The organism is Peptoniphilus phoceensis, assembly GCF_001517665.2.
Taxonomy (GTDB): Bacteria; Bacillota; Clostridia; order Tissierellales; family Peptoniphilaceae; genus Peptoniphilus_A; species Peptoniphilus_A timonensis.
In genome coordinates this window covers 188,255-210,941 of sequence record NZ_LN999808.1, presented here as the reverse complement: position 1 = coordinate 210,941, position 22,687 = coordinate 188,255, and the positions used below count along the sequence as shown (strand labels likewise).

Annotated in this window: 20 protein-coding genes; 8 read left to right on the top strand and 12 right to left on the bottom strand. The window is 31.4% G+C overall.

Going from position 1 to position 22,687, the window contains the following annotated elements:
* Nucleotides 1–81 precede the first annotated feature (81 nt).
* Nucleotides 82–1,218 (top strand): LCP family protein, encoded by a 1,137-nt coding sequence (locus BN3657_RS03035; protein WP_062551726.1) that lies wholly within the window; start codon nucleotides 82–84, stop codon nucleotides 1,216–1,218.
* A gap of 146 nt (nucleotides 1,219–1,364) precedes the next feature.
* On the opposite strand, the gene pepT is transcribed toward BN3657_RS03035, so the two are convergent.
* The 4 genes from pepT to BN3657_RS03015 all read right to left on the bottom strand — a co-directional run bounded on the left by pepT (nucleotide 1,365) and on the right by BN3657_RS03015 (nucleotide 4,727).
* Nucleotides 1,365–2,564 carry a peptidase T gene (gene pepT / locus BN3657_RS03030; RefSeq protein WP_098039829.1) on the bottom strand — a complete coding sequence of 400 codons (1,200 nt, stop codon included), beginning with the start codon at nucleotides 2,562–2,564 and terminating at the stop codon, nucleotides 1,365–1,367.
* A 117-nt stretch (nucleotides 2,565–2,681) separates the two neighbouring features.
* Complete coding sequence (locus BN3657_RS03025; RefSeq protein WP_195906151.1) at nucleotides 2,682–3,692, bottom strand: hypothetical protein; 1,011 nt, start codon at nucleotides 3,690–3,692, stop codon at nucleotides 2,682–2,684.
* A gap of 47 nt (nucleotides 3,693–3,739) precedes the next feature.
* The gene (locus tag BN3657_RS03020) at nucleotides 3,740–4,162 is read right to left on the bottom strand and encodes a PPC domain-containing DNA-binding protein (RefSeq protein WP_062551724.1); all 423 of its coding nucleotides are present in this window, start codon (nucleotides 4,160–4,162) and stop codon (nucleotides 3,740–3,742) included.
* A 91-nt stretch (nucleotides 4,163–4,253) separates the two neighbouring features.
* On the bottom strand, nucleotides 4,254–4,727 hold the full coding sequence (locus BN3657_RS03015; RefSeq protein ID WP_062551723.1) for a methylglyoxal synthase: 474 nt from the start codon (nucleotides 4,725–4,727) through the stop codon (nucleotides 4,254–4,256).
* 117 nt (nucleotides 4,728–4,844) lie between these two features.
* Between BN3657_RS03015 and rpsF the strand changes: the two genes are divergently transcribed.
* The 5 genes from rpsF to BN3657_RS02990 all read left to right on the top strand — a co-directional run bounded on the left by rpsF (nucleotide 4,845) and on the right by BN3657_RS02990 (nucleotide 10,959).
* Nucleotides 4,845–5,129, top strand: a complete 285-nt coding sequence (gene rpsF / locus BN3657_RS03010; RefSeq protein ID WP_062551722.1) for a 30S ribosomal protein S6 — start codon at nucleotides 4,845–4,847, stop codon at nucleotides 5,127–5,129.
* A gap of 9 nt (nucleotides 5,130–5,138) precedes the next feature.
* Nucleotides 5,139–5,684 carry a single-stranded DNA-binding protein gene (locus tag BN3657_RS03005; protein ID WP_019139149.1) on the top strand — a complete coding sequence of 182 codons (546 nt, stop codon included), beginning with the start codon at nucleotides 5,139–5,141 and terminating at the stop codon, nucleotides 5,682–5,684.
* Nucleotides 5,685–5,695: 11 nt separating this feature from the next.
* Complete coding sequence (gene rpsR, locus BN3657_RS03000) at nucleotides 5,696–5,920, top strand: 30S ribosomal protein S18 (RefSeq protein WP_005957053.1); 225 nt, start codon at nucleotides 5,696–5,698, stop codon at nucleotides 5,918–5,920.
* Between the two features lie 330 nt (nucleotides 5,921–6,250).
* On the top strand, nucleotides 6,251–9,700 hold the full coding sequence (locus BN3657_RS02995) for an SdrD B-like domain-containing protein (RefSeq protein WP_062551721.1): 3,450 nt from the start codon (nucleotides 6,251–6,253) through the stop codon (nucleotides 9,698–9,700).
* 221 nt (nucleotides 9,701–9,921) lie between these two features.
* Nucleotides 9,922–10,959 carry a copper amine oxidase N-terminal domain-containing protein gene (locus BN3657_RS02990; protein WP_062551720.1) on the top strand — a complete coding sequence of 346 codons (1,038 nt, stop codon included), beginning with the start codon at nucleotides 9,922–9,924 and terminating at the stop codon, nucleotides 10,957–10,959.
* 24 nt (nucleotides 10,960–10,983) lie between these two features.
* Here BN3657_RS02990 and BN3657_RS02985 read toward each other — a convergent pair whose 3' ends face one another.
* The 4 genes from BN3657_RS02985 to BN3657_RS02970 all read right to left on the bottom strand — a co-directional run bounded on the left by BN3657_RS02985 (nucleotide 10,984) and on the right by BN3657_RS02970 (nucleotide 15,488).
* A complete protein-coding gene (locus BN3657_RS02985; RefSeq protein WP_062551719.1) occupies nucleotides 10,984–11,229 on the bottom strand; it encodes a hypothetical protein in 246 nt (81 codons plus the stop codon).
* A 95-nt stretch (nucleotides 11,230–11,324) separates the two neighbouring features.
* On the bottom strand, nucleotides 11,325–12,629 hold the full coding sequence (locus BN3657_RS02980) for a YjiH family protein (RefSeq protein ID WP_062551718.1): 1,305 nt from the start codon (nucleotides 12,627–12,629) through the stop codon (nucleotides 11,325–11,327).
* Nucleotides 12,630–12,873: 244 nt separating this feature from the next.
* Nucleotides 12,874–14,580 (bottom strand): hypothetical protein, encoded by a 1,707-nt coding sequence (locus tag BN3657_RS02975; RefSeq protein WP_062551717.1) that lies wholly within the window; start codon nucleotides 14,578–14,580, stop codon nucleotides 12,874–12,876.
* Nucleotides 14,580–15,488, bottom strand: coding sequence for an FUSC family protein (locus BN3657_RS02970; protein WP_062551716.1), 909 nt, complete (start codon nucleotides 15,486–15,488; stop codon nucleotides 14,580–14,582). Before BN3657_RS02970 ends, BN3657_RS02975 begins: the two co-directional genes overlap by 1 nt.
* A gap of 170 nt (nucleotides 15,489–15,658) precedes the next feature.
* Here BN3657_RS02970 and hpf point away from each other — a divergent pair, with 170 nt between their 5' ends.
* Both hpf and BN3657_RS02960 read left to right on the top strand, forming a co-directional pair.
* Nucleotides 15,659–16,186, top strand: coding sequence for a ribosome hibernation-promoting factor, HPF/YfiA family (gene hpf / locus BN3657_RS02965; protein ID WP_062551715.1), 528 nt, complete (start codon nucleotides 15,659–15,661; stop codon nucleotides 16,184–16,186).
* 225 nt (nucleotides 16,187–16,411) lie between these two features.
* On the top strand, nucleotides 16,412–18,028 hold the full coding sequence (locus tag BN3657_RS02960) for an alkaline phosphatase (protein WP_062551714.1): 1,617 nt from the start codon (nucleotides 16,412–16,414) through the stop codon (nucleotides 18,026–18,028).
* Between the two features lie 111 nt (nucleotides 18,029–18,139).
* On the opposite strand, the gene BN3657_RS02955 is transcribed toward BN3657_RS02960, so the two are convergent.
* The 4 genes from BN3657_RS02955 to BN3657_RS02940 are packed head-to-tail and all read right to left on the bottom strand — an operon-like array spanning nucleotide 18,140 to nucleotide 22,552.
* Nucleotides 18,140–19,828, bottom strand: coding sequence for a vWA domain-containing protein (locus BN3657_RS02955; protein WP_062551713.1), 1,689 nt, complete (start codon nucleotides 19,826–19,828; stop codon nucleotides 18,140–18,142).
* 2 nt (nucleotides 19,829–19,830) lie between these two features.
* Nucleotides 19,831–20,709, bottom strand: a complete 879-nt coding sequence (locus BN3657_RS02950) for an AAA family ATPase (RefSeq protein WP_062551712.1) — start codon at nucleotides 20,707–20,709, stop codon at nucleotides 19,831–19,833.
* Nucleotides 20,710–20,722: 13 nt separating this feature from the next.
* Nucleotides 20,723–21,043: a hypothetical protein gene (locus BN3657_RS02945; protein ID WP_062551711.1), complete on the bottom strand. Its 321-nt coding sequence runs from the start codon at nucleotides 21,041–21,043 to the stop codon at nucleotides 20,723–20,725.
* A gap of 54 nt (nucleotides 21,044–21,097) precedes the next feature.
* Nucleotides 21,098–22,552, bottom strand: coding sequence for a carbon starvation CstA family protein (locus BN3657_RS02940; RefSeq protein ID WP_062551710.1), 1,455 nt, complete (start codon nucleotides 22,550–22,552; stop codon nucleotides 21,098–21,100).
* Nucleotides 22,553–22,687 lie beyond the last annotated feature (135 nt).

Sequence of the window (22,687 nt, the reverse complement as noted above, 5' to 3'; positions counted from 1 at the left end):
AAAAGATAAATTAAACTATCATATAAATAAAAGTATTGAAATATTGTCTTATTTTATATAGACTTATTTTAGGAGGTTAATATGAAATATATTTACAGAATATTTGTATTCCTTACTGTTGTACTCCTCCTTGGAGCCTTGGGACTTACATTTATATTTATGCCAAGAGGAAAAAAATTAGCAAATGATAATAAAATTGAAAATAAAGAAGCAATAGAAGAACCAGAAAAAATTTCTATATTCAACGAAGATGAAGACATTGTAAACATTCTTCTTATAGGAATTGACTCCAGTGATGTGACTTATGAAGTTGATGAAAATTCTAAAAGAGCAGATACAATTATGCTTTTGTCCATAGATCCAAACTTTGACAGAGTTAGACTTTTATCAATCCCAAGAGATACATATTACAAGCTAAAGGGATATGACAATTATAGGATGAATGCTGCTTATTCTCGTGGAGGAATTGATCTTCAAGTTTCAAGCGTCGAAGATTTTATGGGCGTTAAAATTGATCACTATGTCACAGTTAATTACGAAGCTGTAGAAGAACTTGTTGATGCTATTGGCGGTGTTGAAGTTTACACACCAGAGTACAAATACACTGATCCATCAACTGTACCACCACTTGAAATCAACTTTGAAGAAGGTCTCCACCTTTTAGATGGAAAAGATTCAGTAAAATATCTTAGAATGAGAAAAAATTATAAAAACCAAGACCTTGACAGGATAAAGGCTCAACAAGATTTTATTATGAAGATTTTTGACAAGATGAAATCACCAAAGATGCTTTTAAAACTTCCAAGATTAGTTTCTATTGCAAATAAACATGTTGAAACAGATATGAATTATGGTCAGCTTTCTTATCTTGCCTATTACGGTGTAACTCTCGATAAGGAAAATATTAATATAAAAACTGTAGACGGACATATGAAAAAGGGTTCTCCTCTTTATTATGTTGACAAAGAAAGTGCAAGATATGAGGCAAGAGAATTAGAAAGACTAAGACAAAATGCTTCAGATGAAGAATATTTAAGAGATTATACAGAAGAAGAATTAAAAAATATGACTGAAGAAGAAAGAGATCTAGCTGAACAAAAGATGAGAGATAAGAAGCTAAGAGAAAAGCTAAAAGAAGAAGCAATTTCAGAGGAAAATTCATCAGACGAGAATTCAAATAATGAAGCTAATTCTCTTAATTCAAATAATAATTTTTGATAGTGGCAAAATAGTGTGAGAGATAGAAAATTTCTTGCACTATTTTTTTGTGGAATTTTATAAAAAATTGTAATTTGTAAAGTTTTTCTAGCCTATAAATATATGAAAATAAAAAATCACCACAAAAGTGATGATTTTAAAATAACTTATTCAGCTAAAATTTTTATAATATTTTTCACAACTTCTTTAGATTTTTCCATTTGATCCAGGCTAACAAGCTCGTATCTTCCGTGATAATTGTAGCCACCCGTGAAAAGATTTGGGCAAGGAAGTCCCATAAAAGAAAGTTTAGATCCGTCTGTTCCACCTCTTATTGGTCCAATTTTTGGAGTGACATCTGATTTTTCAAAGGCGATCTTGGCAAGATCAATTATTTCCATGTGATCTTTTAGTTTTTCTCTCATATTGTAGTATTGGTCTTTTATTTCGATTTTAATTCTGTTGTCGTATTTTTTATTTAAAAATTCTGCGATTTCTTCAAATAATTCTTTTCTCTTTAAAAACTTTTCCTTTGAGTGGTCTCTAATAATATAGCTCATCTTTGTTGATTCAACACTTCCACAAATATTTGTAAGAAGGGAAAAACCTTCATATCCTTCTGTGTATTCTGGTCTTTCATTTAATGGAAGCATAGAATTAAATTCCATGGCAATAAGTTGAGAATTAACCATAGTATTTTTTGCAGAACCTGGATGAACATTTTTGCCTTGGATTTCGATTTTTGCTGAAGCCGCATTAAAAGTTTCATATTCAAGCTCGCCAATAGGTCCACCGTCTACAGTAAAAGCAAAGTCTGCATCAAATTTTTTTACATCAAAAAGATCTGCACCTCTTCCAATTTCTTCATCTGGAGTAAAGGCAATTCTTATGTCGCCAAACTTTTCCTCTTTATCATTAATAAGCTCTTCCACTGCAGAAACTATAATAGCAATGCCTGCCTTGTCGTCTGCACCTAAGAGTGTAGTTCCGTCAGTAGTAATAATAGTTTCCCCTTTTAAATCCTTTAAAAAAGGAAAATCTGCAAGAGAAGATGTAAATTCATCATTTAACTTTATATCTTTTCCATCATAATTTTCTATAACTCTTGCTTTTACATCTTTCCCAGTCATGTCAGGGGCAGTGTCCATGTGAGCAATGAAGCCCACAGTTTTTTTAGCTTTTACTCTGCCAGGGATTTTTCCATAGACGTAACCATTTTCATCAATTTCGGCTTCGATGCCAAGGGATTTTAACTCCTCCACTAAATAATTTCCAAGTTTTAGTTGTCTTTTAGTTGAAGGACAAGTTTCTGAACTTTCATCACTAGTTGTTTCAAAGGAAATATATTTTAAAAATCTATTTAACATTATCATTTCTCCTAAAATTAAATTTCTGCTTACAATTTTATCACACATAATATTTTTATAAAAATTATAAAAATATCCTCAGCAGTTTAAAATTAGACTTGCTAAGGATATATAAAATTATTTTTTATAATAATCAGATATTAAATCGTGTAGGGTATAACTTTCTTTTTTATTTTTTTCAGTTAAAAGATCTTGCCAATTTGGGAAATCCAATTTATCCATTGCAAAACAAAGAAGAGCACCTGAGGCATAAACAAGGTGTGAGCCAATAAGAGATTGATCAATTTGTCCCTTTTTTAGAGTAGGAAGAATGTCAGAGAAATTCACGTCTTTTGTATTGTCAAAGTATAAAATTCCAAGATCATAATCTATTGATTTTGCTGCTTTTATCTCAACATATTGGGCTGTTCCCTCAATAGTTTCTTCCACAAGCTCTGATTTTAATTTCTCGCTGTCAGTAAATTTTATGCGCTCATCCATGATTTTAAGGTAATCTTTTAAATATGAATCTAGCAAAATTTTATCTGAATTTTCTTTTTCAACTTCATCTTTTATTTTATCTAACAATTTGTATTCTTTGTCTAATAAATTAAGTTCATCATCAGAATAAGAAAGACCTCGAAAAGTTAAATCATCCCAGTCTTCTTGGACATAATAATGGAAAGCTTCGTGAGCTAGAAGAGGAAGAAATCTCTTAGAACTGTATTTTTCTGCGAGAGATTCTTCATTTGTCTTTAAATAAAAAATATTTTTTTGCCCCAAAATTGAATAATTTTTATCCTTAGTGTTAAAATTTCCCATTATAAAATTAAATCTCTTGGGATAATTTTTTGAAAGCCTATAAACTTGTATCTTAAAATTTTGTGGCATTTTAATTTCTTTTGCAGATAAACTTTTTATTTCTTCACTGGGATTTATCAAGTAAAAATCTCCAAGAAAATTTTTATTTATCATGGCAATAGTTTTTTCATCTAGCTTGTAATTTTTCCAAAGTTCAACTTTTTTGTCGTAAAACTTTTCATACTCTTCCAATAATTCTTTAGTATCAGAATCTAAATCCTCATAATTTGTTTTAAAAAGCCTATTAGAAATAAGAGGAAGGGCAAGTAACAATAATAATATAGTCAAAAAAACTTTTTTTTTAGTAAAATTCATTAATTGTGTCCCTATAAGAATTAATCAAACTTGTAAATATTTATGCCAGTTTTAGGATCTTTTTGTCTGTCAACTATGCCATCTATAATATTTATTGTAAGTTCACAAGTTACGCTTATCTTTGCACTTTTCATGTGACCGCCAAAGACATTGCCATCGCCATTAGATGCAGAAATGTGAATATGAGGATAGTATTCGCCATCGAGAGTTGAAATGCTACCTATAATAGAAAGAATTTCAAATTCTCCCTTAAAATTTCTTTCCTTGTAGTCTTTTTTTGAAACACTAAAGATGCCAATAGTGAAGTCATCAGTTGCACCAAGTCCATAGACACTTGCCAGTTTAATATTTTCCTTTAGGGCTATTTCCTTTAACTTTTCGTGAACTTCTTCAGTCCTGTCAATTCTTGCAACTATTTTGTCATCAAATCTTTTGTAATCCATATTTCCTCCTAAATATTAAAACTATTCTCCATATATGAAAATTATATGAAAATAAAAAATATCTATTAGCTTAAATAAAAAATTTTAAAAATTAATCAAAATCATTTTTTGAAATTCTATCTTCCACAGAATAATCATTGTCCAAAATTTCCACATCATATTCTCCTGAAAACATTGGTGAAGATAAAATATAATCAGCAGTAGTAGAAGATGTAGCAAGGGCAATATTATATAGAGTTGAAATCCTAAGAAGTGCCTTGACATCAGGGTCGTGAGGTTGTGCCTCAAGAGGATCCCAAAAGAAAATTAAAATATCAATTTGTGAATCAGAAATTTTTGCACCAAGTTGCTGGTCGCCACCTAGAGGACCAGAAACAAGTCTTTTGACATCAAGAGAAGTTTCCGCTGAAATTAGAGCTGCAGTAGTCCCTGTGCCAATAAAATTGTGTCCTTTTAGCTCATCTTCATGTCTTTTTACCCAAGACAAGAGTTCCTTTTTCTTGTGATCGTGGGCAACTAGGGCAATAGTCTTTTTTTCATTAACCTTAATTTTTTTAACTTGCATAAACACCTCATTTTTTTAAAAAATCTTGACTAAGTCTTTTCTTTAATATATAATATCAAAGATTGAAATCCTTGCATAGCTTAAATGCTATGCCGAAGACCATAAGGAGGTGAAAGTATGAATAAATACGAAGCGGTGATTATGTTTTACCCAGAAGTGGAAGAAGAAAAAAGAAATGCTTCTTTCGAAAGACTTAAAAAGGTAATCGAAAAAGACGGTAAAATCAATAATGTTGATGAATGGGGTATGAAAAAACTAGCTTACGAAATCGACTACAAGAATGAAGCTTACTATATTTTCGTAGAATTTGAAACAAAAGCAGAAGATATAGCAGAAATCAACAGAATAGCAAAGATCATGGACCCAGTAATGAGACAAATGATTATCAAAGTTGAAGACTAAGGAGTTTTTATGAATAGTGTAAGTTTAATCGGAAGATTAGCGAGAGATCCAGAACTTCGTTATGCACAAACAGGCACAGCAATGTGTCGTTTCACTGTTGCCGTAGATAGAAGACTAAGCAAGCAAAAAAGACAAGAAGCTGAAGCAGCAGGTCAGCCAACAGCTGATTTTATATCTTGCACAGCTTTTGGAGCAGTAGCTGAGCTTATAGCTAACTATCACAAAAAAGGCAGCCAAATCGGAATCGAAGGTAGAATCCAAACAGGATCTTATGAAAAAGATGGAAGAACTATTTACACAACAGATGTTGTAGTAAATAATATGACTTTTATTGGATCTAGCCAAGGAGGAGGACAAGCACAAGGCGGCTTTAACCAAAACCAAGGCGGATTTAATAATCAAAATAATTTCCAAAACCAAGGTGGATTCAATCAATCAGGTTTTAACAACCAAGGACCTGTAAATTCTGCTTACGAAAATGATTTTTCTAAGAACAATAACGATAACGATGACGATGGATTTTTCCCTGTTGATAATGACGATATACCATTTTAAGGAGGGTAAAAATGCAAAGAAGATTTGGCAGAAGGAAAAAAGTAGATCCTTTTGAAAAAGATAAGACTAAAAAAATTGACTATAAAGATGTTGAAACACTAAGAAATTACATTTCTGACCGTGGTAAAATTCTTCCAAGAAGAATCACTGGCTTAAATGCAAAACATCAAAGAGAAATGACAGTAGCTATTAAGAGAGCAAGACAAATTGCACTTCTTCCATATAGCGCTGACTAATATAAGATAAATTAACTGTTGGTTTATGCCAGCAGTTTTTTTATACAATAAAAAAATCTTCTTAAAAGGCTCCATTAAGAGAAATACATAAGATAAAATATTGTATTACTATGCAAAATTTTACCCATAGAACTTGAAAAAATCTTGATAGAATTCAAAAAAATACAAAAAAAATATTGTATTTTTCTTATGATTTTTGTTATAATTGCTAGCCTAAGGGTATACTTTAGAAAGACAAAAGGGCTGGGCAATCTACTAGTTGTTTCTAGGACAGTACTTATGCTCTTTGTGATTATATAATAGGTGTATATTAATGGAGGAAGAAAAATTTTGGAAAAATTAAAAGAATTTATTGAAAAGAAAAAGGAAAAATCTGCTAGCAGAAAACCTAGATACGGAACAAGAAAACTATCTGTTGGATTAGTATCTTGCGTACTAGGATACTGCATATTCTTGTCACCTACAGTAGTAAGCGCACAAGTAGCTGATGGCGAAGTGTCAGAAAGCACACAAATATCAGAAACTAGAGAAGTTAGCGAAACTTCGAAAGCCTCCGATACAGAAGCAGTTGAAAGTTCAAAAGTAGAAAGCCCAGCAAAAGAAATAGCTTCTGAAACTTCATCAAGGGAAGTAACTGAAGTGGCAGAAAAAACAGAAACTCCAGTAAAAGAAGTAGCTGAAGTAGAAGAAAAAAAAGTGGCAGAAGTTTCAGAAGATGTAGTTGAAGAAAAAGCAGTAGAAGGAAGAGAAACTGCTGATCAAGCTATGTCAAGAGAAGAAGCTCCTGAAGAAATTACTGAAGAAGAAGTTTCAGAAGAAGCAGTTGAAAATAAAGAAACAGAAGTGGAAGAAACTGAAGAAGCTAAAATAGAAGAAAGAGAAGAAGTTGATCCACTAAAAGAAGAACTACAATTAAATGAAGAAGAAGATCCAGAAGCCCTAGCTGCAGGCGAAATTGAAGAAGATGCCATCACAAATGTAGAAATTACAATCGGTGGAGCAAAAAACGGAGATAAAACTGAAATTGTAAACCCTACAGCCCTACCAGACAGAATAAAAGAAGGAACGACTGACATCAACCTTGAAGCTCAAGTAGACTTCGATATTCCGGAAGGAACAAAACAAGGCGAAACTTTTGACTTTGTTGTATCAGACAATGTGAACCTTCATGGCGTTCTTGAATCAGAAACAAAAGGCCAACCTGTTGTTTTTGACGGAGAAGAAATAGCAACTGCAGAAAAGTTAACAGACGGTAGAAATGGTTACAAGTATACTTTTAATGAAAAAGTGGATGGACTCAAAGATATTAGAGTAAGAATCATCTACCCTCTTTTCATAGATCCTGACGCAGTACCAATGGGTACAAAGGAATATGTAATAGGAGAAGATGGTAAGTATGTTTTAGATGACGAAGGAAACCCGGTACTAAAAGCAGACAACAAAGAAACAGTTTCTGTAACAGTAGCTGGCAAAACAGCTAGCAAGGACTATACAGTTGAATACGAAAATGGAGTTTTTGAAGAAAAGAGAACTGGTCCGACATTAAGTGGTACTGCTGATATTGACCAAGTTACAGATAATAACTACAACCATACTATTTATGTAAACCCAACTGCTGATCAATTGCTCAATGGATCTCATGTAACAGTTCAAAATGAAAAGGGCTATAACACAGTAACTTTTGATGATGAAGTTAAAAATTCTGTAAAAGTTTATAAGGTAAAAGACCCTAACAAATTACCATTAAGCTTTGGTAATGATTTTAACGATGGAAACTATGAAGATGTTACTGATAAGGCTGAAGTTAAATTAGAAAAAGATGCTAATAATGCTGATCTTAATAAATTAGTTGTAAATGTTAAACAAGGTAATACTAATGAATCAATGCCTTTTGACGACAAAAATTTTGATTCATCTTCTTATGTAATAACATACACAGGAAAGAGAACTCCTAACAAGGCTTTTAAAACGAATACTATCTTTACAGCAGATTGGAGAAAGGCTAATGGTAATGTTGAAGACCTATCACACATTGACAATGAAAGCTGGGCATGGACAAATGAAATTGTAATTGACGATGCTGATGCCATAGCTATAGCAAACAAAACTTATAGTCTTGGAGATAAGGTTTGGATTGATGTTGATGAAGATGGTTCACAAGGAGATAGTGAAGAAGGTCTAGAAGGCGTAAAAGTTATCCTTAAGGGAATCAACATGTCCGATAAGGAAACAACAACAGATGCTAACGGTAATTATAAATTTGAAGACCTAAAAAATGGTGAATATACCGTAGAATTTGAAATTCCAAGTGGTTATGCACCAACAACAGCTAATAAAGATGGAGTTACAGATGAAAAAAACTCCGACGCAAGCAAAGATGCGACAAACAATAAAATAGCTACAGCAACAGGTACAATCCAAGGAAAAGACAACATGAATGTCGATTTTGGTGTTGTTGTTTCTCAAGAAGGAAGCTTCCAAGAACACCACATCTACATCACAAAAGATCAAGATGGAGTAGAAACAGGAAGAACAACTGATGATGGAGAAGTAAAAGAAGGTAAGAAAGAAGAAACTTACACAACAGGAAAGATAGAAAAAGATGGTTTTGAGTTTGTAAGAACAGAAGACGCTAAAAACGAGCCAACATTTGATGCTCAAGGAGAAGAAGCAACAGGAAACTTCAAACCAGGAGTAAAACAAGAAATCACTTACGTTTACGAAAAGACAGTAAATGATCCACAAAAAGAAAAAGGATCCTTCCAAGAACACCACATCTACATCACAAAAGATCAAGATGGAGTAGAAACAGGAAGAACAACTGATGATGGAGAATTAAAAGAAGGTAAGAAAGAAGAAACTTACACAACAGGAAAGATAGAAAAAGATGGCTTTGAGTTTGTAAGAACAGAAGACGCTAAAAACGAGCCAACATTTGATGCTCAAGGAGAAGAAGCAACAGGAAACTTCAAACCAGGAGTAAAACAAGAAATCACTTATGTTTACGAAAAGACAGTAAATGATCCACAAAAAGAAAAAGGATCTTTCCAAGAACACCACATCTACATCACAAAAGACCAAGATGGAAAAGAAACAGGAAGAAAAGAAGAAGACGGTAAACTTCAAGAAGGTAAAAAAGAAGAAACTTACAAAACTGGTAAAGTTGAAAAAGATGGTTTTGAATTTGTAAGAACTGAAACTCCAGTTAATGAACCAACATTTGATGAAAATGGTGCTGAAAAAACAGGCAACTACAAACCAGGTGTTAAACAAGAAATAACTTACGTTTATGAAAAAACTGAAACTCCTTGGACTCCACTAGAACCATCAACTCCAGTAAATCCTAGTGAACCTTCTAAACCAGAAGAACCTAAGGATACTACTCCTCTTGTTCCTCTAACTCCAGCTGAAGAAGTTGAGTTTGAAAGAACAACTCATCATGATCACAAGACTCCAGGAACTCCTGTAGTGACTGAACTTCCATCAACTCCAGTAGTGGAAACTGAAAAACCAGTTGAAGAAAAAACTGAAGAAACTAAAGAAGTTGAAAATAAGGAAGAAAATGTAGAAGAAGTTAAGGATCTTGAAAGTGAAGATGAAATTGTAGAAAGCACAGCAAAAGAAAAAGACAAAAATCTTGCTCCAGTTTCTACAAATGATGATACAAAAGCACCAAAGACTGGTGACGCAGGTATACTTTCTTCAGCAGGACTAGCTTCACTTGCTGCAAGTGGTTTAGCTTATCTTGAATTAAAGAAGAGAAACAAAAAGAATAAATAAGTTATTTTGATTAAATGAATTAAAATAATTTGTTGAGAGATCCCCAGAAAGTCTGGGGATTTTTTCTTGTGCAAAATTACTATTAAGTCATTATAAGGCTCGAATTTGTAAATTTTCATAGCTTTATATTTTCCACTTCTTTTTAAGAGTTTTTAAGATATAATCATACTAAAGAGAGAAAATATGGAAATATTTTAAATTTAATTTATAAGGAGGTTTTTATGAAGAAGAAATTTATTTTGGCTGCATCTATTTTTGCTCTTGCCATTCCAACTTTTGTTTTTGCAAATTCTGATATTAGGATTTGGATGAAAGGGGAAGTTATCAAGTCTGATGTTGCTCCTTACATTTATAAGGATAGGACTATGGTACCTCTTAGGGTAATTTCTGAAAATCTTGGAAAAAAAGTTCTTTGGGATAGTGCCAATAGGAGTGTACAAATTAGTGATGATTATGGCAGTGTCCTTTATCTTACAATCGATAAAAAGGAAATAAATGATTTTGCTGGTGGAAATAGCAACACTATTAAACTAGATGTTGCTCCAAGTATTAAGGATGATAGGACTTTTGTGCCACTAAGGGCCATTGCAGAAGCTTTTGGCGAAAAGGTAGACTGGGACAAAGATAAAAGGCTTGTTATAATCGGCGAAGGCTATGACACTAAGAAAATAAAAAGTGAAGAGAAAAACAATGAAGAAGATTCTCTTGGCTTAGACTATTTGTATAATAAGGACATGGCAGGAAAGTCTGATGAGGAAAAAGCAGCTTATGAAAAAAAGATGAGAGAAATGCCTTCAAAGGTTTTTAAGGGATACAAGAATGGAGAAGTTGAAGCTTGTCTTGCTTGGTTGTCTTTTGCCAAAGCTAAGGAATTTTATGGACCTGAGCTAAATAAAGATCCCTTTATAAATCCAAATAAGGACGGGTTGGGAATAGATGTAAAAGAAAAAGGTGAATCTATGTCAAGTTTTGATGATTATGAAAAGGACGAGAAGTTTAAAAGGGAAATCATGGGCGTAGATTCTGGACCTTCAATGGCGATGCTTGAGTATTTTGATTATTATTTAAATTTTGATGGAACTTTTAATTCTTTTAGACTCCCTTCTCACTATCACAGTGCTCCTCCTGAAATGCTAAAGGAAGTAAAGAATATTGTTTCACATCCAAAGAAAATAAAGTTTATAAAGGCTGATAAGGGTGAAGTTGAAAAACTTTTAAAGACTTTGGGAGAAATGTCTTACAATCACTATAAGCAATAATTTTTATAAGAAGGCTAGCATAGGCTAGTCTTTTTTTGTATGGCTTCTTATAAAGAAATAGAAGAGATAGCCTATTAGAAAGCCTATAGCTTGTCTATCCCAAAAGTCAGAAGTAAATATTTTGATTTTTATAATTTCTAGGGATATTATAAATAAAGCCAAGATATAAAAATATTTTCTATTAAATAAATTTGATTTTTCTAAATTATAGGCAAATATTATTTCTAATATTATGTAGATTATTGCCTTAATTATAAAAAATAATTTCATAAAACCACCTATTTAATTTTAGCAAATAATTGTAAATTGCATGTAAAAAAACCAGGCACGGGGCCTGGCATTTTATTTATTATTAAAGAAATTATTTAAAATACAAGATAAAGTATTGGCATTGAAATTAAGATACTTAAAATGATTCTTTCAATCCAGATAATAATGTAATCTGAGAATTTAAGAGGGATTTCAGTTCCCATCATTACTGGGATTGATGCTGAGAAGAATAGGATTTCTGATACAGAAACTATTGCTACAAGCATTTTTGTAATTAGTCCAAGTCCTGCTTCTGCAACTATTGGTGCTGGAAGAAGCATTTCTGCTATACTCATTCCAAGAGCTTGTGCAACCATTAGTGGTTGTTCAACTTTTGTTATTAATGTGAATGGATAGAAAATATATCCAATTATGTCAAAGATTGGTGTGTATTCTGCAAGTAGAAGTCCAATCATACCTACGCCAAGTAGGGATGGAGCAATGTTAAGTGCCATTTTGAAACCGTCAATAAAGTTATCTTTTATAACTTTTCCTAGAGAGTCAGCATTTTTGTATCCAGTCATACCTGTTTCTAAAGCTTCGCTAAAAGAAACTTTTTTCTTTGCTTCAGGAACATATTCTTTACCAGAGTAATATTCTTGTGGTTTTTTATTTAGTGGGAATATTCTGGCAGTTATTGCTGTTACTGCAAATGTAACAAATAGTGTTATCCAGAAATAGGATAGCCAGTGGTCCATGATATCAAGAGTCTTTGCAACGATAATCATAAATGTCGCAGAAACTGTTGAGAAACCTGTTGCAATTATTGCAGCTTCTTTTTTTGTATAAGTATCTTCCATATAAACTCTATTTGTGATTAATAGTGCTAATGAATATGATCCTACGAAAGATGCTACTGCGTCTACTGCAGATCTACCAGGTGTTTTAAATACTGGTCTCATTACTGGTTCCATGAAAACTCCTATAAATTCCATAAGTCCAAAGCCAGTCAAAAAGGCAAGGAATACAGAACCTATTGGAACTATTGTTGTTACAGAAACCATTATTCCGTTCCAGATAAGTGGTAGCATGTCGCCATCAAAGATTCTTGCTGGTCCCTTTTTTGTTACGAACATAAACAAGAATACTAGTGATACAAGTTTTAAAGCAAAAAACACCATGTGAAGTTTACTTTTTTCCCATGATTTTGTCTTTACAGCATAAACTATACCAGCGATTACCATGAAAACTCCAAAGATTAAGTTGTAATTTGGAATTTTCTTAACAAAAGTTGTCAAGTGGTCAATTGGAATTGTGTTAGCTTCTCCAATTGTAATTGGCACGAAGAACATAAAAATACCAAATAAAGAATAAAGTATAAACATTAAAATGTCCTTCGAGTTAAACTTTTTACTTTCCATTATAAAGCCTCCCTTAAAAGTTCATTAAATCTATATCGATTTCCTTTATTATACCACAGTGTTAAAAAATGGAAAGCTTTTCTTAACGAATTTGTAACTTTTTGTTTGTAATTAATTAGATATCTAGAAAAATTTTTTTGTTTGACTATTTTTATAAAGATTGCTACACACTTTATAATTAAAAAGCTTCAATAAAAAAAGCCTGCAAGAGCAAGCTTTTCTAAGTTCTAAAAATTTATCTGTTTTATTTAAAATTAACTTCTATAACATTGTTGGAGTTGATTTCTTCTATTTTATAATAATTATAAATATCTTTTCCAAATTTTGTAATTTTAAATTTGTTATCATTTTCATAACTTATTATTCCTAAGTCTTTTAAAATATTTAGAAGAGCATTTTCTTCTCCAGTAAATTTTTTGTCATCAATAAAATCTTTATCATTTAATTCTTTCATTAAGTTAATGACAAAATCCTTATAAGTTTCATAATTTTTTCCAAAAGATGATTTTAAAAATTCTTTATTTGTAAGGGATTCTATCCAGATGGCTAACTTTGTTACATCGTCAAAGATTAGGTATTCATCGGCAACATCTGTTAGATAAATGTCTTCTTTTTGATCCTTATATTCTATTAGGGTCAAATATTTTTTAACCATGAAATTTAAATAAAGTTCAATTAGTGGGAAGTGTTTGTTTTTATAAGTTTTCACTTCATTTGTAGGAAGAAGGTCAATTGAATTTACAAAGTCTTTTAACTTTGCAGGTGAAAGGTCTTTCGATTTTAATACACTCACGTAATTCATGTCTAAAAAATATATAAAGTTGTCAAAGTTTTCTATAAATTCATTGGAGAAAACTGAATTTTTATTTTGACCTAGGATATTTAGGATCTTGTCATCAAAATAAAAACCTTCTTGGCTATTTTCCAAAAGATTTATATAATAAAAAATATTTTCTTGAATTTCTCTTAAATCCTCTATTATTTCTCTTATTTCAGGGTGTCTAGATAGAATTTTGGAGTAAAAAACAATTAAAAAATTTATTGAATTTGACAATTCTTCCCTATTTAGAAAAGTTCCACTTTTACAAAGTTCCCCTATAATTTCTTTGTATTTTAGGTCATAGTCACTAAATTTTTGTTCCTTTGCTTCTAGAGAGTTTTTGTAAATTTTGGAAAACAAATTTAAGAAAAATGAAATTACAAATTCATCACTAGATCCAGGAAAGATTTTTTTGTATAATTTTGGATCCTGAGCAATACTTAAATCTTCTTCATTGAAGGTGTCCAAGATTCTTTCAAATTCAGACATAGCTAAGTCGTCTAAATCCGGTCCTTCTTTTAAATTTTCATAAGTTACTTCATAAATTGCTAGTAGATTTAAAAGATCTCTTTTTACAAATTCCCTATTGATATCAAAGGGACCAAATTCATCTTCTATATGAAGAAAAAAGTTATTAATATTATTTTCATAGGCAAAGAAATATTTTTCATCCATCATCTGTACAACTTGTAGGATCATCTTTCTTTTGTCCTTTCCAAATAATCTCACAAGTCCAAAATTATCTTGGGAAAGTTCCAAATCTGGATCAAGTTCTACTTCTATATATTCATCTAAAAGACAGTCATAAAATAAATAGTGGTCTTCCTTTTTTTCTATCTTGAATAGAGAAACAAAGGAATTTTTTAGTAAACTTATAAATTCATTTATCTCATCTTTGCTGATTCCTCGAGATTCTAAAAGACCAGATAAGATTCTAGTTGAACTTTCGTCGAATTCTTTGAAATCAAAAAGGATAAAAGCTGCCAAATCCTTGTTGGATCTCTTCATCACATAGGGATTGTCCCTTATGGGGGCAAATTCATCACTTGATAAAAAATTTCTTAGTCCAAAGCTAGATTCACTTAGAATTTTTTTACTTATTTCATAAATTTCTTTTTTATCTTCTTTCATTATTTCACCTTTATTTCGTCTATTTCTTCCTTTAATTGGTCCATGTATTTTAAAATATATTCAATGTGGTAGTTATAGACCCTATCTTCCACACTTAAATCATCGAAATATTCTTCGTCAAGTTCGTATCTCTTTAAAGCTTCTTGTGAAACGGACTTGCTAAAGTGATCTGCCTTCATATTATTTACAACTTCTAGCCTCACAGCAATGCTCTCAATTAAATTTATAATTCTTTTCTCACGAGAAACCTTGTTGTATTTGTATTGAAAAGGAGTAGTGGCTTCTTTTTCTAAAAGTTTATAGAGCTTAGAGGCATGGGAAAAATCTGAATTAAATTCACTTAAATCAGTTTTCTTGTCATAAATAAGTTCTCTAAGTGCCTCATTTGCAGAGCTATAACATTTTTTAGATGCATTTATAAAATCTTCCCAGATGTTTGGAGATGAGATAAAATAATTTACCAAAACTCCCACGATTATCCCAATAAAAGTACCAATTATACGGTTAGTTGCGTAATAAAATTTATCTGAATCAGAACAGAAACTTGCAACAAAAACTATACAAGAAAGCTGAGTCATGTCCTTCATTTTCACAACTACAAGTATATAAATAGTGATTAAAATACCAATTCCAGCTATTAGTGGTTCAATATAAGCTGGCACCGATACTTTGGATGAGAGATATCCAAGAAGTACGCCAAATACGCAGGTAAAAGCCCTCTTCTTAAAGTCCTGAAGTGATTCAGACATAGAGGGTTTCATTGTTGATACTGCAGCAATGGATACAAATATTGCTGAATTTAGATCAAGAAGATAAGAAAGGTAAAGACCTATGACAACGGCAAGGGCAGTCTTGAAGGCACGCATTCCTATCCTGTATTTATAATCGATTTTATTTTTTATAGCCATAATATTCTTCCAATCTAAAAATTAAAAAACATATTACATTCTTTAAGCTCATTATATCAAGAATAGCTTAAAAAGTACATTTCAACCGTTTAGGATATTAAAGAAATAAAATGATATAATTAAAAAATTTTGGGTAAATATTAAACAAAGAAAAAAGGAGAGTGACATTTATGTTATTGAACTTTGTTGGAAAAAACATTGAACTTACAGAATCTTTGAAAGAAATTGCAGAAAAAAAATTCTCCAGGTTAGATAAATATTTTTCTGAAGAAGTGGAAACAAGACTTGTTTTCTCAACTATAAAAGATGAACAAACTGTTGAAGCTACAATATTTTTACCAAAGACAATTATAAGAGCAGAAGAAACTACAGACGATATGTACTCTTCAATGGACAACGCTGTGGATGCACTTGCTAGACAAATTAGAAAACATAAGACAAAATTAAAGAGAAGATACCAAAATAACGAAACAATTAGATTTGACGAAATTCTTGGAAAAGAAGCTGAAAAAGAAGAACCAGAACACAAAATTGTTAAGAGAAAGAATTTTGAATTAAATCCAATGGGCGAAGAAGAAGCTATTCTTCAAATGGATTTATTAAATCACAATTTCTTCGTATTTTTAGATGCAGATACAGATGGAGTTTCTATAGTTTATAAGAGAAAAGATGGAAACTACGGAAAAATTGAAGTTTAATATTACTTAAATAATAAATAATTTTAGGACGCTTAGGCGTCCTTTTTTGGTGGGGAATTTTAAAATTTTTTATTTGGGAATTATTAGACTATATTTATATTCAGAATTTTAAAATATAAAAAAGTTTTAGAAAAATTTTTAAGCTATTAGAATTTTTACATGAGATTAATATTTTATTTACAATCTTCTGTTAGATTATAGGTAAATAATCTTGAGGAGGATTAAATGAAAAAAATAAGAAGAATTATATCACTTACACTTGCAGTGATAAGTTTTGCACCATCTTTTGTCTTTGCTCAAAGTAAGGACTATGGCAGTGCAAAAAATGTAATTATGATGATACCTGATGGTATGAGTGTGGAAGCACTTACTACTGCGAGATGGATGACTGAAGAAAAGAAGTTTGTCATGGACGATATGGCAACAGGTCTTGTTAGGACAAACAATGCCAACACACCTATTGCAGATTCTGCTCCTGCTGGAACTGCTATGGCTACTGGTATAAAAACAGAATCACCTTTTGTTGGTTCTTATCCAAGCAAGGATGGCATGCCAGGTTTTTCTAATTTTGACAAAAATAGGGAAAAACAACCTATAGCAAATGTCCTTGAAGGTGCGAAGAGAAGTGGTAGATCCACAGGAATTGTTTCTACTTCAAATATTCAACACGCAACACCTGCTGATTTTTCTGCTCACAATCCTGACAGAAATAATTATGAAGATCTTGGCGAACAACAAGTTTATCAAGATATGGATTTAGTTCTTGGTGCTGGAAGTTCCTATTTGATGAAAGAAAAGAGAAAAGACAAGGAAGATCTTATAGCTGAAATTAAAAATAAGGGTTACGATTATGTAACTACTAAGAAAGCTTTAGAAGAAGCTAAGGGAGAAAAAATTTGGGGTCTTTTTGAAGATAAGTCTTTTCCTTATGAAATTGATAGGGACAAGGCCAATAAACCTTCTCTTGCAGAGATGACAGACAAGGCTTTAAAAACACTTTCAAAAAATGATAAGGGATTTTTCTTAATGGTTGAAGGTTCTGAAGTTGACTGGGCAGCTCATTCCAATGATCCAGTTGCTCTTATTCATGAAATAAAAGCTTTTGATGATGCTGTTAAAGTTGCAAAAGACTTTGCTGATTCTAATGAAGACACAGTTATTATAATTGCAGCAGATCACGGAACTGGTGGGATTACTTTTGGACACAGAAACATCACTAAGGGATATGATAAAGCTCCTCTTAATGAATTCACAAGCCTAATATCTTCTGCAAAGATTTCTGTTACAAAGGCTGCTGAAGAAGTGAAAGAAGACAAGTCAAATGTAGCAGAAGTCATGGCAAAAGATTTTGGAGTTAAAGATTTAACAGAAGAAGAACTTAATTTAATTAAGAAGGAAAAGGACACAGTTTCTGCAATGGGAAGAATTATTTCTGCTAGAAGTCACATTGCTTGGACAACTGGTGGTCATGTTGGCGGAGATGTTGGCCTTTATTCTTACTCCACTGCCAAAGATGCTAAGAGACTAATTGGAACAGTTCACAATTATGAAATTGGAAGATATATGGAAGACATTCTTGATATTGACCTCGATAAGTTGACAGAAGAACTTTATCAACCTATAAGAAAGGGCTTTGAAGAAAAGGGTGCAAAAGTTGAATTTAAAGCTAAGGGTCAAAATGATTATGAAGCTATAGTTACAAAGGGAAATGATAAGATTATATTCCCAGTTTCAAAAAATTATGCTATAAAAAATGGAGAAAAAGTAGAACTTGATGGTCTTACAATTTACAGCACAAAGTCTGTATATGTTCCACAAACTGCCTTTGATCTAGTAAAATAATTTAAATAAATTTTAATAAATCCTAATTTGATGAAAAAAATATCAATTCCAACTATATGATAATAAACAATTCTACTCTCAAAAAAAGGCTGCAGCTAAAACTGCAGTCTTTTATTTTTTCTCTATGTTTGCAATTTCTCTTTGGATAAAGCGACCTGCGACATTTGCGATTTCCTTTACACTTTTTATTTTTATGTAGTTTCTTCCAAATAAAAATTTAGCATTTTCTATTTTGTCGCTATTTAAAATTGCAGAAGTATGTATGCCTATTTTTCTCAGCTTGTCTAACTCTTTTTTTGTGTCAGTTAAGGATTCTTTTTCAGCATATTTTTTGGGAGCAAAAAAGTTTTTTGTTGTAAGAGCCTTTATGTCACGAGGATATGCGTCAGTGAGAGAAATTAAGAGATGATTTTTATTTTCTTTTTCTAATAATTCTTTATATGCTCTATAAAAAAGTCCATCCCTATTCCAACCACTTGCCCTGTATCTAAAAATTTTTTCAAATTCAGATTTTTCTTCATAATCTTTTAAAATTGTGATAACTGTGTAGTCACCAACAGTTTGGTAAGAAATCACACGATTTAAGATTTCATTATTTTCAAGGGACTTTGAAACAATGTAAGCTTCAATTGCAATATCACTTTCAAGATCCATAAGTGATGCAGAAGCGTCGAGGACGAGGTCCACCTTTAAAAAAGAATTTAAAGTTAAAACTTTTTTGGAAAAAATATTTACATTGTCAGAAATCATTGACTTGTAAGCAAGTTTTGAAATTAGTTTGCCGCTATTTGTTATAACTTCGTCACTTCCAGCATGAGATGAAAGTGCAAGTCTAATTTTTTTGGAAAGACTTTTGATTTCATTGTTGTAAAAATTTCTATTTTCCTTAAATTTTAAAAGATGTCTATTGTAGGCTTCTTCAATATTTTTTTCACTTACATTTTTAAAGTCGATACCTCTTGTGTAATGAAGTTTTGATTTTTTGTGAGCGTCTGTCAAATATTTTTCTTCTATTATTTTCATCTCATCTTCTGAAAAAATTGATTTGCCAAAGTTATCTTCAAGGTATTTTTTCTTTTCTTTTCGCCTTTTTAAGGAAAGAGAATATAAAAAATTTGAAAATATATTTTTGTTTTTATTTTTAAAATCCCCAAAAGCACTTGGACTAGTGGATCTTTCGAGTTTAACAAAAGACATAGAGTCAAAAAGACTAAAGTTTTGAAGTGGTGTGAATTTTAGAAACTCATTTTCTCTGTAAGATAAATTTTCTCGAAAGATATTTAAGATTCTTTCTTCTAAGTTATTTTCATCAGTGTCATCAGCTAGTTTTAAATTTTTATAAAGTTTTTCTTTTTTGGGACTTAATCTATAAGTTCTTCCCAAAATTTCACTGACTTTTTTTATTTGCATGTGGAAAAATAAGTTTTCTTTAAGTGCCAAATTTTTCCTTTGTAAATCATACTTGTCTTCCAAAAATTTTTGGGCATAGTTTTTTCTTAGAGATTTTAAAACTTTTCTAGACCTAACTTCTCTCTTGTATATGAAATCTTCCAAGATAAAAATTGCAAACATATCAAATTTATTTCTATAAAAATTGTACTCCCAATTTGAAAATAATTTTTCAAGCTTGTCACTGCCAAAATATTTTGCAGAAAGTCCAAGGATTAAATTTATATAAAAGTCGGGATTGCCAGAAAGGTCTTCACCACTGATGAAGGGTTCTGTTTCATAGTCCATGGATCCATCCCAGATTATATTCTTTATTCGATTTTCTTGAAATTTTGAATTTTTATTTGTCATAGTCACTTTATAAAAATATCTTCAAAAAATAAATTTTCTTCAAATCTAGTTTTTATTAAATCTTTTAAAATTTCTTCTTCATAGGGATCAAAAAGTTTATTTGAAATAGTTAGTTCAAGTGCAGAATCTAAACTAAGATTTTCTTTTACAAGGTCAATTGCATCAAAAATCCCTCTAAGATCTGGTGAGTTTTTTGAAATTTCCCCTGCTTCTGCTTTTAGTTTTAAATCGTAGAAAAAAGATGAGATGTCACTTACAAATTCTTCTTTCATATTGGGATATTCTTTTTGTATTAAAGCAAAGAGCCTTTCTTTAGAGATGAGGGGCATTTTTATTATTACAAAACGAGATAGAAGAGCCTCGTTTAATTCTCTTGTTCCTTCATAGCCATAATTCATAGTTGCAATAAATCTAGTGGCAGGATGAAGTTTTATAATGTCATAGCCCGGTATATCTATTAGTCTTCTGTAATCGAGGATGGAGTGGAGGACTGCCATTGCTTCATTTTTTGCCATATTTATTTCATCTAGGACAAGAAAACCACCACAGTTTGCAGCCTTTGTTATGGGACCTTCACGAAAAAGGACATTTCCATTTTTTAGGGTGTCATCACCTATTAAAACGGAGCTGTCAATATTTATGTGAAAGGACAAATTCCAGAGAGGTCTTTTAAAAATATAGGCTAGATTTTCTGCCAGTACATTTTTACCAGTTGATTTATCGCCAACAAGGAGAATATTTTTACCTGCCAAGATGGCAGAAATTGCCTGATTTAAAATTTCATCACCAGAATAAAAAAAGTGTGGGTCAGGAATTCTATTTTTATATTTTTCATCTAGTTCATAATTATTTATAAAGTCTTCGATTTTTGAATTTTTCATTTTATCACTTTTGTCATTTTTCAATTGAATTTATTTCATTTTCTACATATAATTTTTTGAAGTTTCCAATTCCAACTGCAGATATAATAATCTCTGTGTCCTCTCTTCCCTTTAGGTATAGTTCAATAGTTGGGTTGTAAAAAATAGATATACCAGAAACTTCTACTTTTTTATATCTACTTGTATCTTCATTTTTTTTTGTGCTTATGTCAAAATCATAAGTTCCCACGCTACAACAAGATGCCTTTACATCGACATCTGGATTTACAAATATTTTATCAATGTTTTTCTTTTTAAGATAATTTAAAGCCTTATCTTTTAATATAAAGTTCATAAAACCTCCTAATAAAAAAAGGTGGCATATTCCAGCCACCCTTCATTTAAACAATTAATCTAATTTTATAGATTCAATTCTAGTTTTATTTTTCTTACCAGTTTTTATTACAAAGAATGCATATAGAGCTGCTATAATAGCTGCTGCTGGGTATGCAACAGAGAAAGGTAAGCCAAGTCCAAGTTTTTTAACACTTATAATAAATGAGAATACTATAAATGTATAGAAAACACCTGGGATTAAAGTGATTAAATAATTTTTATTATTGTTAATCAAATAAATAGTAGCTACTGCAAGTGCAAAAGTTGCTACAAATTGGTTTGTGAAACCAAAGTATCTCCAAAGCATATTAAATCCATTAGGATTAGATTTTGCAAAGAATAGGATTGCTATTGCAGGAATAAATAAAACTGCAGCTAGTCCAGCTCTTTTTGCTCCAGATTTTTGGTCGATATTTAATTCTTCAGAGATAATTAGTCTAAGAGATCTAAAGGCAGTATCACCAGATGTGATAGGAAGTGCAATAACACCAAGAACTGCAAGTAGTCCTCCAACATTACCCATAAAGTATTTAGAAATTTCACCAACCATTAGTGTACCAGCTGTATCTAGTGGAGCTTTTCCAGTTGAGAAAATTACCATTGCACCAGCTGCCCAAACCATAGCTATAAAACCTTCAGCAATCATTGTAGAGTAGAAAGTTGACTTAGCTTCTGATTCTGACTTAACAGTTCTTGATACAAGTGTAACTTGAGAACCGTGGAAACCTGATAAGATACCACAAGCAACTGTAATAAAGAATGATGGTATAAATCTTTGTCCAAGTGGGTGTTCAGCAAGTAGTCCTGCATTTGCAAAAGCTAAATCGCCAGAACCTTTTACAAAGATTCCAATAAATACACCAATAGCAGAGATAATTAAAAAGGCACCAAATAGTGGATAAATTCTACCGATTAATTTATCAATAGGTAAAATAGTTGAAAGAATGTAGTATAGGAAAATAACTCCATAAATGATCCAAATAACATTTGAATCTACTCCAACCTTTAAAATATCATTTGCGATTAAGTCACCAGGAGTGTAGACAAAAACTACACCAGTTAAAAGAAGTAAGATTGCAATAACAATATTGTAAAATTTACGAACTCCATCGCCAATATATTTACCAACTAGTTTAGGAACTTGAGATCCACCATTTCTCATAGAAATGAAACCTGTCATGTAATCATGAACTGCTCCTGCAAGCACACAACCAATAGGAATTGCAAGAAATGCAATTGGTCCAAAAAGAATACCTTGAATAGGTCCTAGGATAGGTCCAGTACCTGCGATGTTTAATAAGTTAATGAGCCAGTTTTTCTTTTCGCTCATTACTACATAGTCAACTCCATCAGCTTTTTTAACAGCTGGAGTTTCTCTGTCGTCTGGTTCTAATTGACTTTCTACATATTTAGAATATAAAAATCCGCCAGCAAACAGAATTATAAGTCCAATAATAAATAGTAACATATAAATCTATAACCTCCTTTACTTTTATTATTCTCAGCTCAATTATAGAACAAGTAAAGAATAATTACAAGATAAAAGCATCTAGCAATTTCAATAGATAAATCGTTTGCATAGAAATTATATAAAAAATATTTT

Coding starts and splice junctions, on each gene's coding strand:
- BN3657_RS02990 (WP_062551720.1), top strand. CDS start 9,922: ATGAAGAAGAAATTTATTTTGGCTGCATCTATTTTTGCTCTTGCCATT.
- BN3657_RS03005 (WP_019139149.1), top strand. CDS start 5,139: ATGAATAGTGTAAGTTTAATCGGAAGATTAGCGAGAGATCCAGAACTT.
- BN3657_RS03020 (WP_062551724.1), bottom strand. CDS start 4,162: ATGGATTACAAAAGATTTGATGACAAAATAGTTGCAAGAATTGACAGG.
- hpf (WP_062551715.1), top strand. CDS start 15,659: ATGTTATTGAACTTTGTTGGAAAAAACATTGAACTTACAGAATCTTTG.
- BN3657_RS03035 (WP_062551726.1), top strand. CDS start 82: ATGAAATATATTTACAGAATATTTGTATTCCTTACTGTTGTACTCCTC.
- BN3657_RS02970 (WP_062551716.1), bottom strand. CDS start 15,488: ATGGCTATAAAAAATAAAATCGATTATAAATACAGGATAGGAATGCGT.
- BN3657_RS02960 (WP_062551714.1), top strand. CDS start 16,412: ATGAAAAAAATAAGAAGAATTATATCACTTACACTTGCAGTGATAAGT.
- rpsF (WP_062551722.1), top strand. CDS start 4,845: ATGAATAAATACGAAGCGGTGATTATGTTTTACCCAGAAGTGGAAGAA.
- pepT (WP_098039829.1), bottom strand. CDS start 2,564: ATGTTAAATAGATTTTTAAAATATATTTCCTTTGAAACAACTAGTGAT.
- BN3657_RS02950 (WP_062551712.1), bottom strand. CDS start 20,709: ATGAAAAATTCAAAAATCGAAGACTTTATAAATAATTATGAACTAGAT.
- BN3657_RS02945 (WP_062551711.1), bottom strand. CDS start 21,043: ATGAACTTTATATTAAAAGATAAGGCTTTAAATTATCTTAAAAAGAAA.
- BN3657_RS03015 (WP_062551723.1), bottom strand. CDS start 4,727: ATGCAAGTTAAAAAAATTAAGGTTAATGAAAAAAAGACTATTGCCCTA.
- BN3657_RS02980 (WP_062551718.1), bottom strand. CDS start 12,629: ATGGAAAGTAAAAAGTTTAACTCGAAGGACATTTTAATGTTTATACTT.
- rpsR (WP_005957053.1), top strand. CDS start 5,696: ATGCAAAGAAGATTTGGCAGAAGGAAAAAAGTAGATCCTTTTGAAAAA.
- BN3657_RS02985 (WP_062551719.1), bottom strand. CDS start 11,229: ATGAAATTATTTTTTATAATTAAGGCAATAATCTACATAATATTAGAA.
- BN3657_RS02955 (WP_062551713.1), bottom strand. CDS start 19,828: ATGACAAATAAAAATTCAAAATTTCAAGAAAATCGAATAAAGAATATA.
- BN3657_RS02975 (WP_062551717.1), bottom strand. CDS start 14,580: ATGAAAGAAGATAAAAAAGAAATTTATGAAATAAGTAAAAAAATTCTA.
- BN3657_RS02940 (WP_062551710.1), bottom strand. CDS start 22,552: ATGTTACTATTTATTATTGGACTTATAATTCTGTTTGCTGGCGGATTT.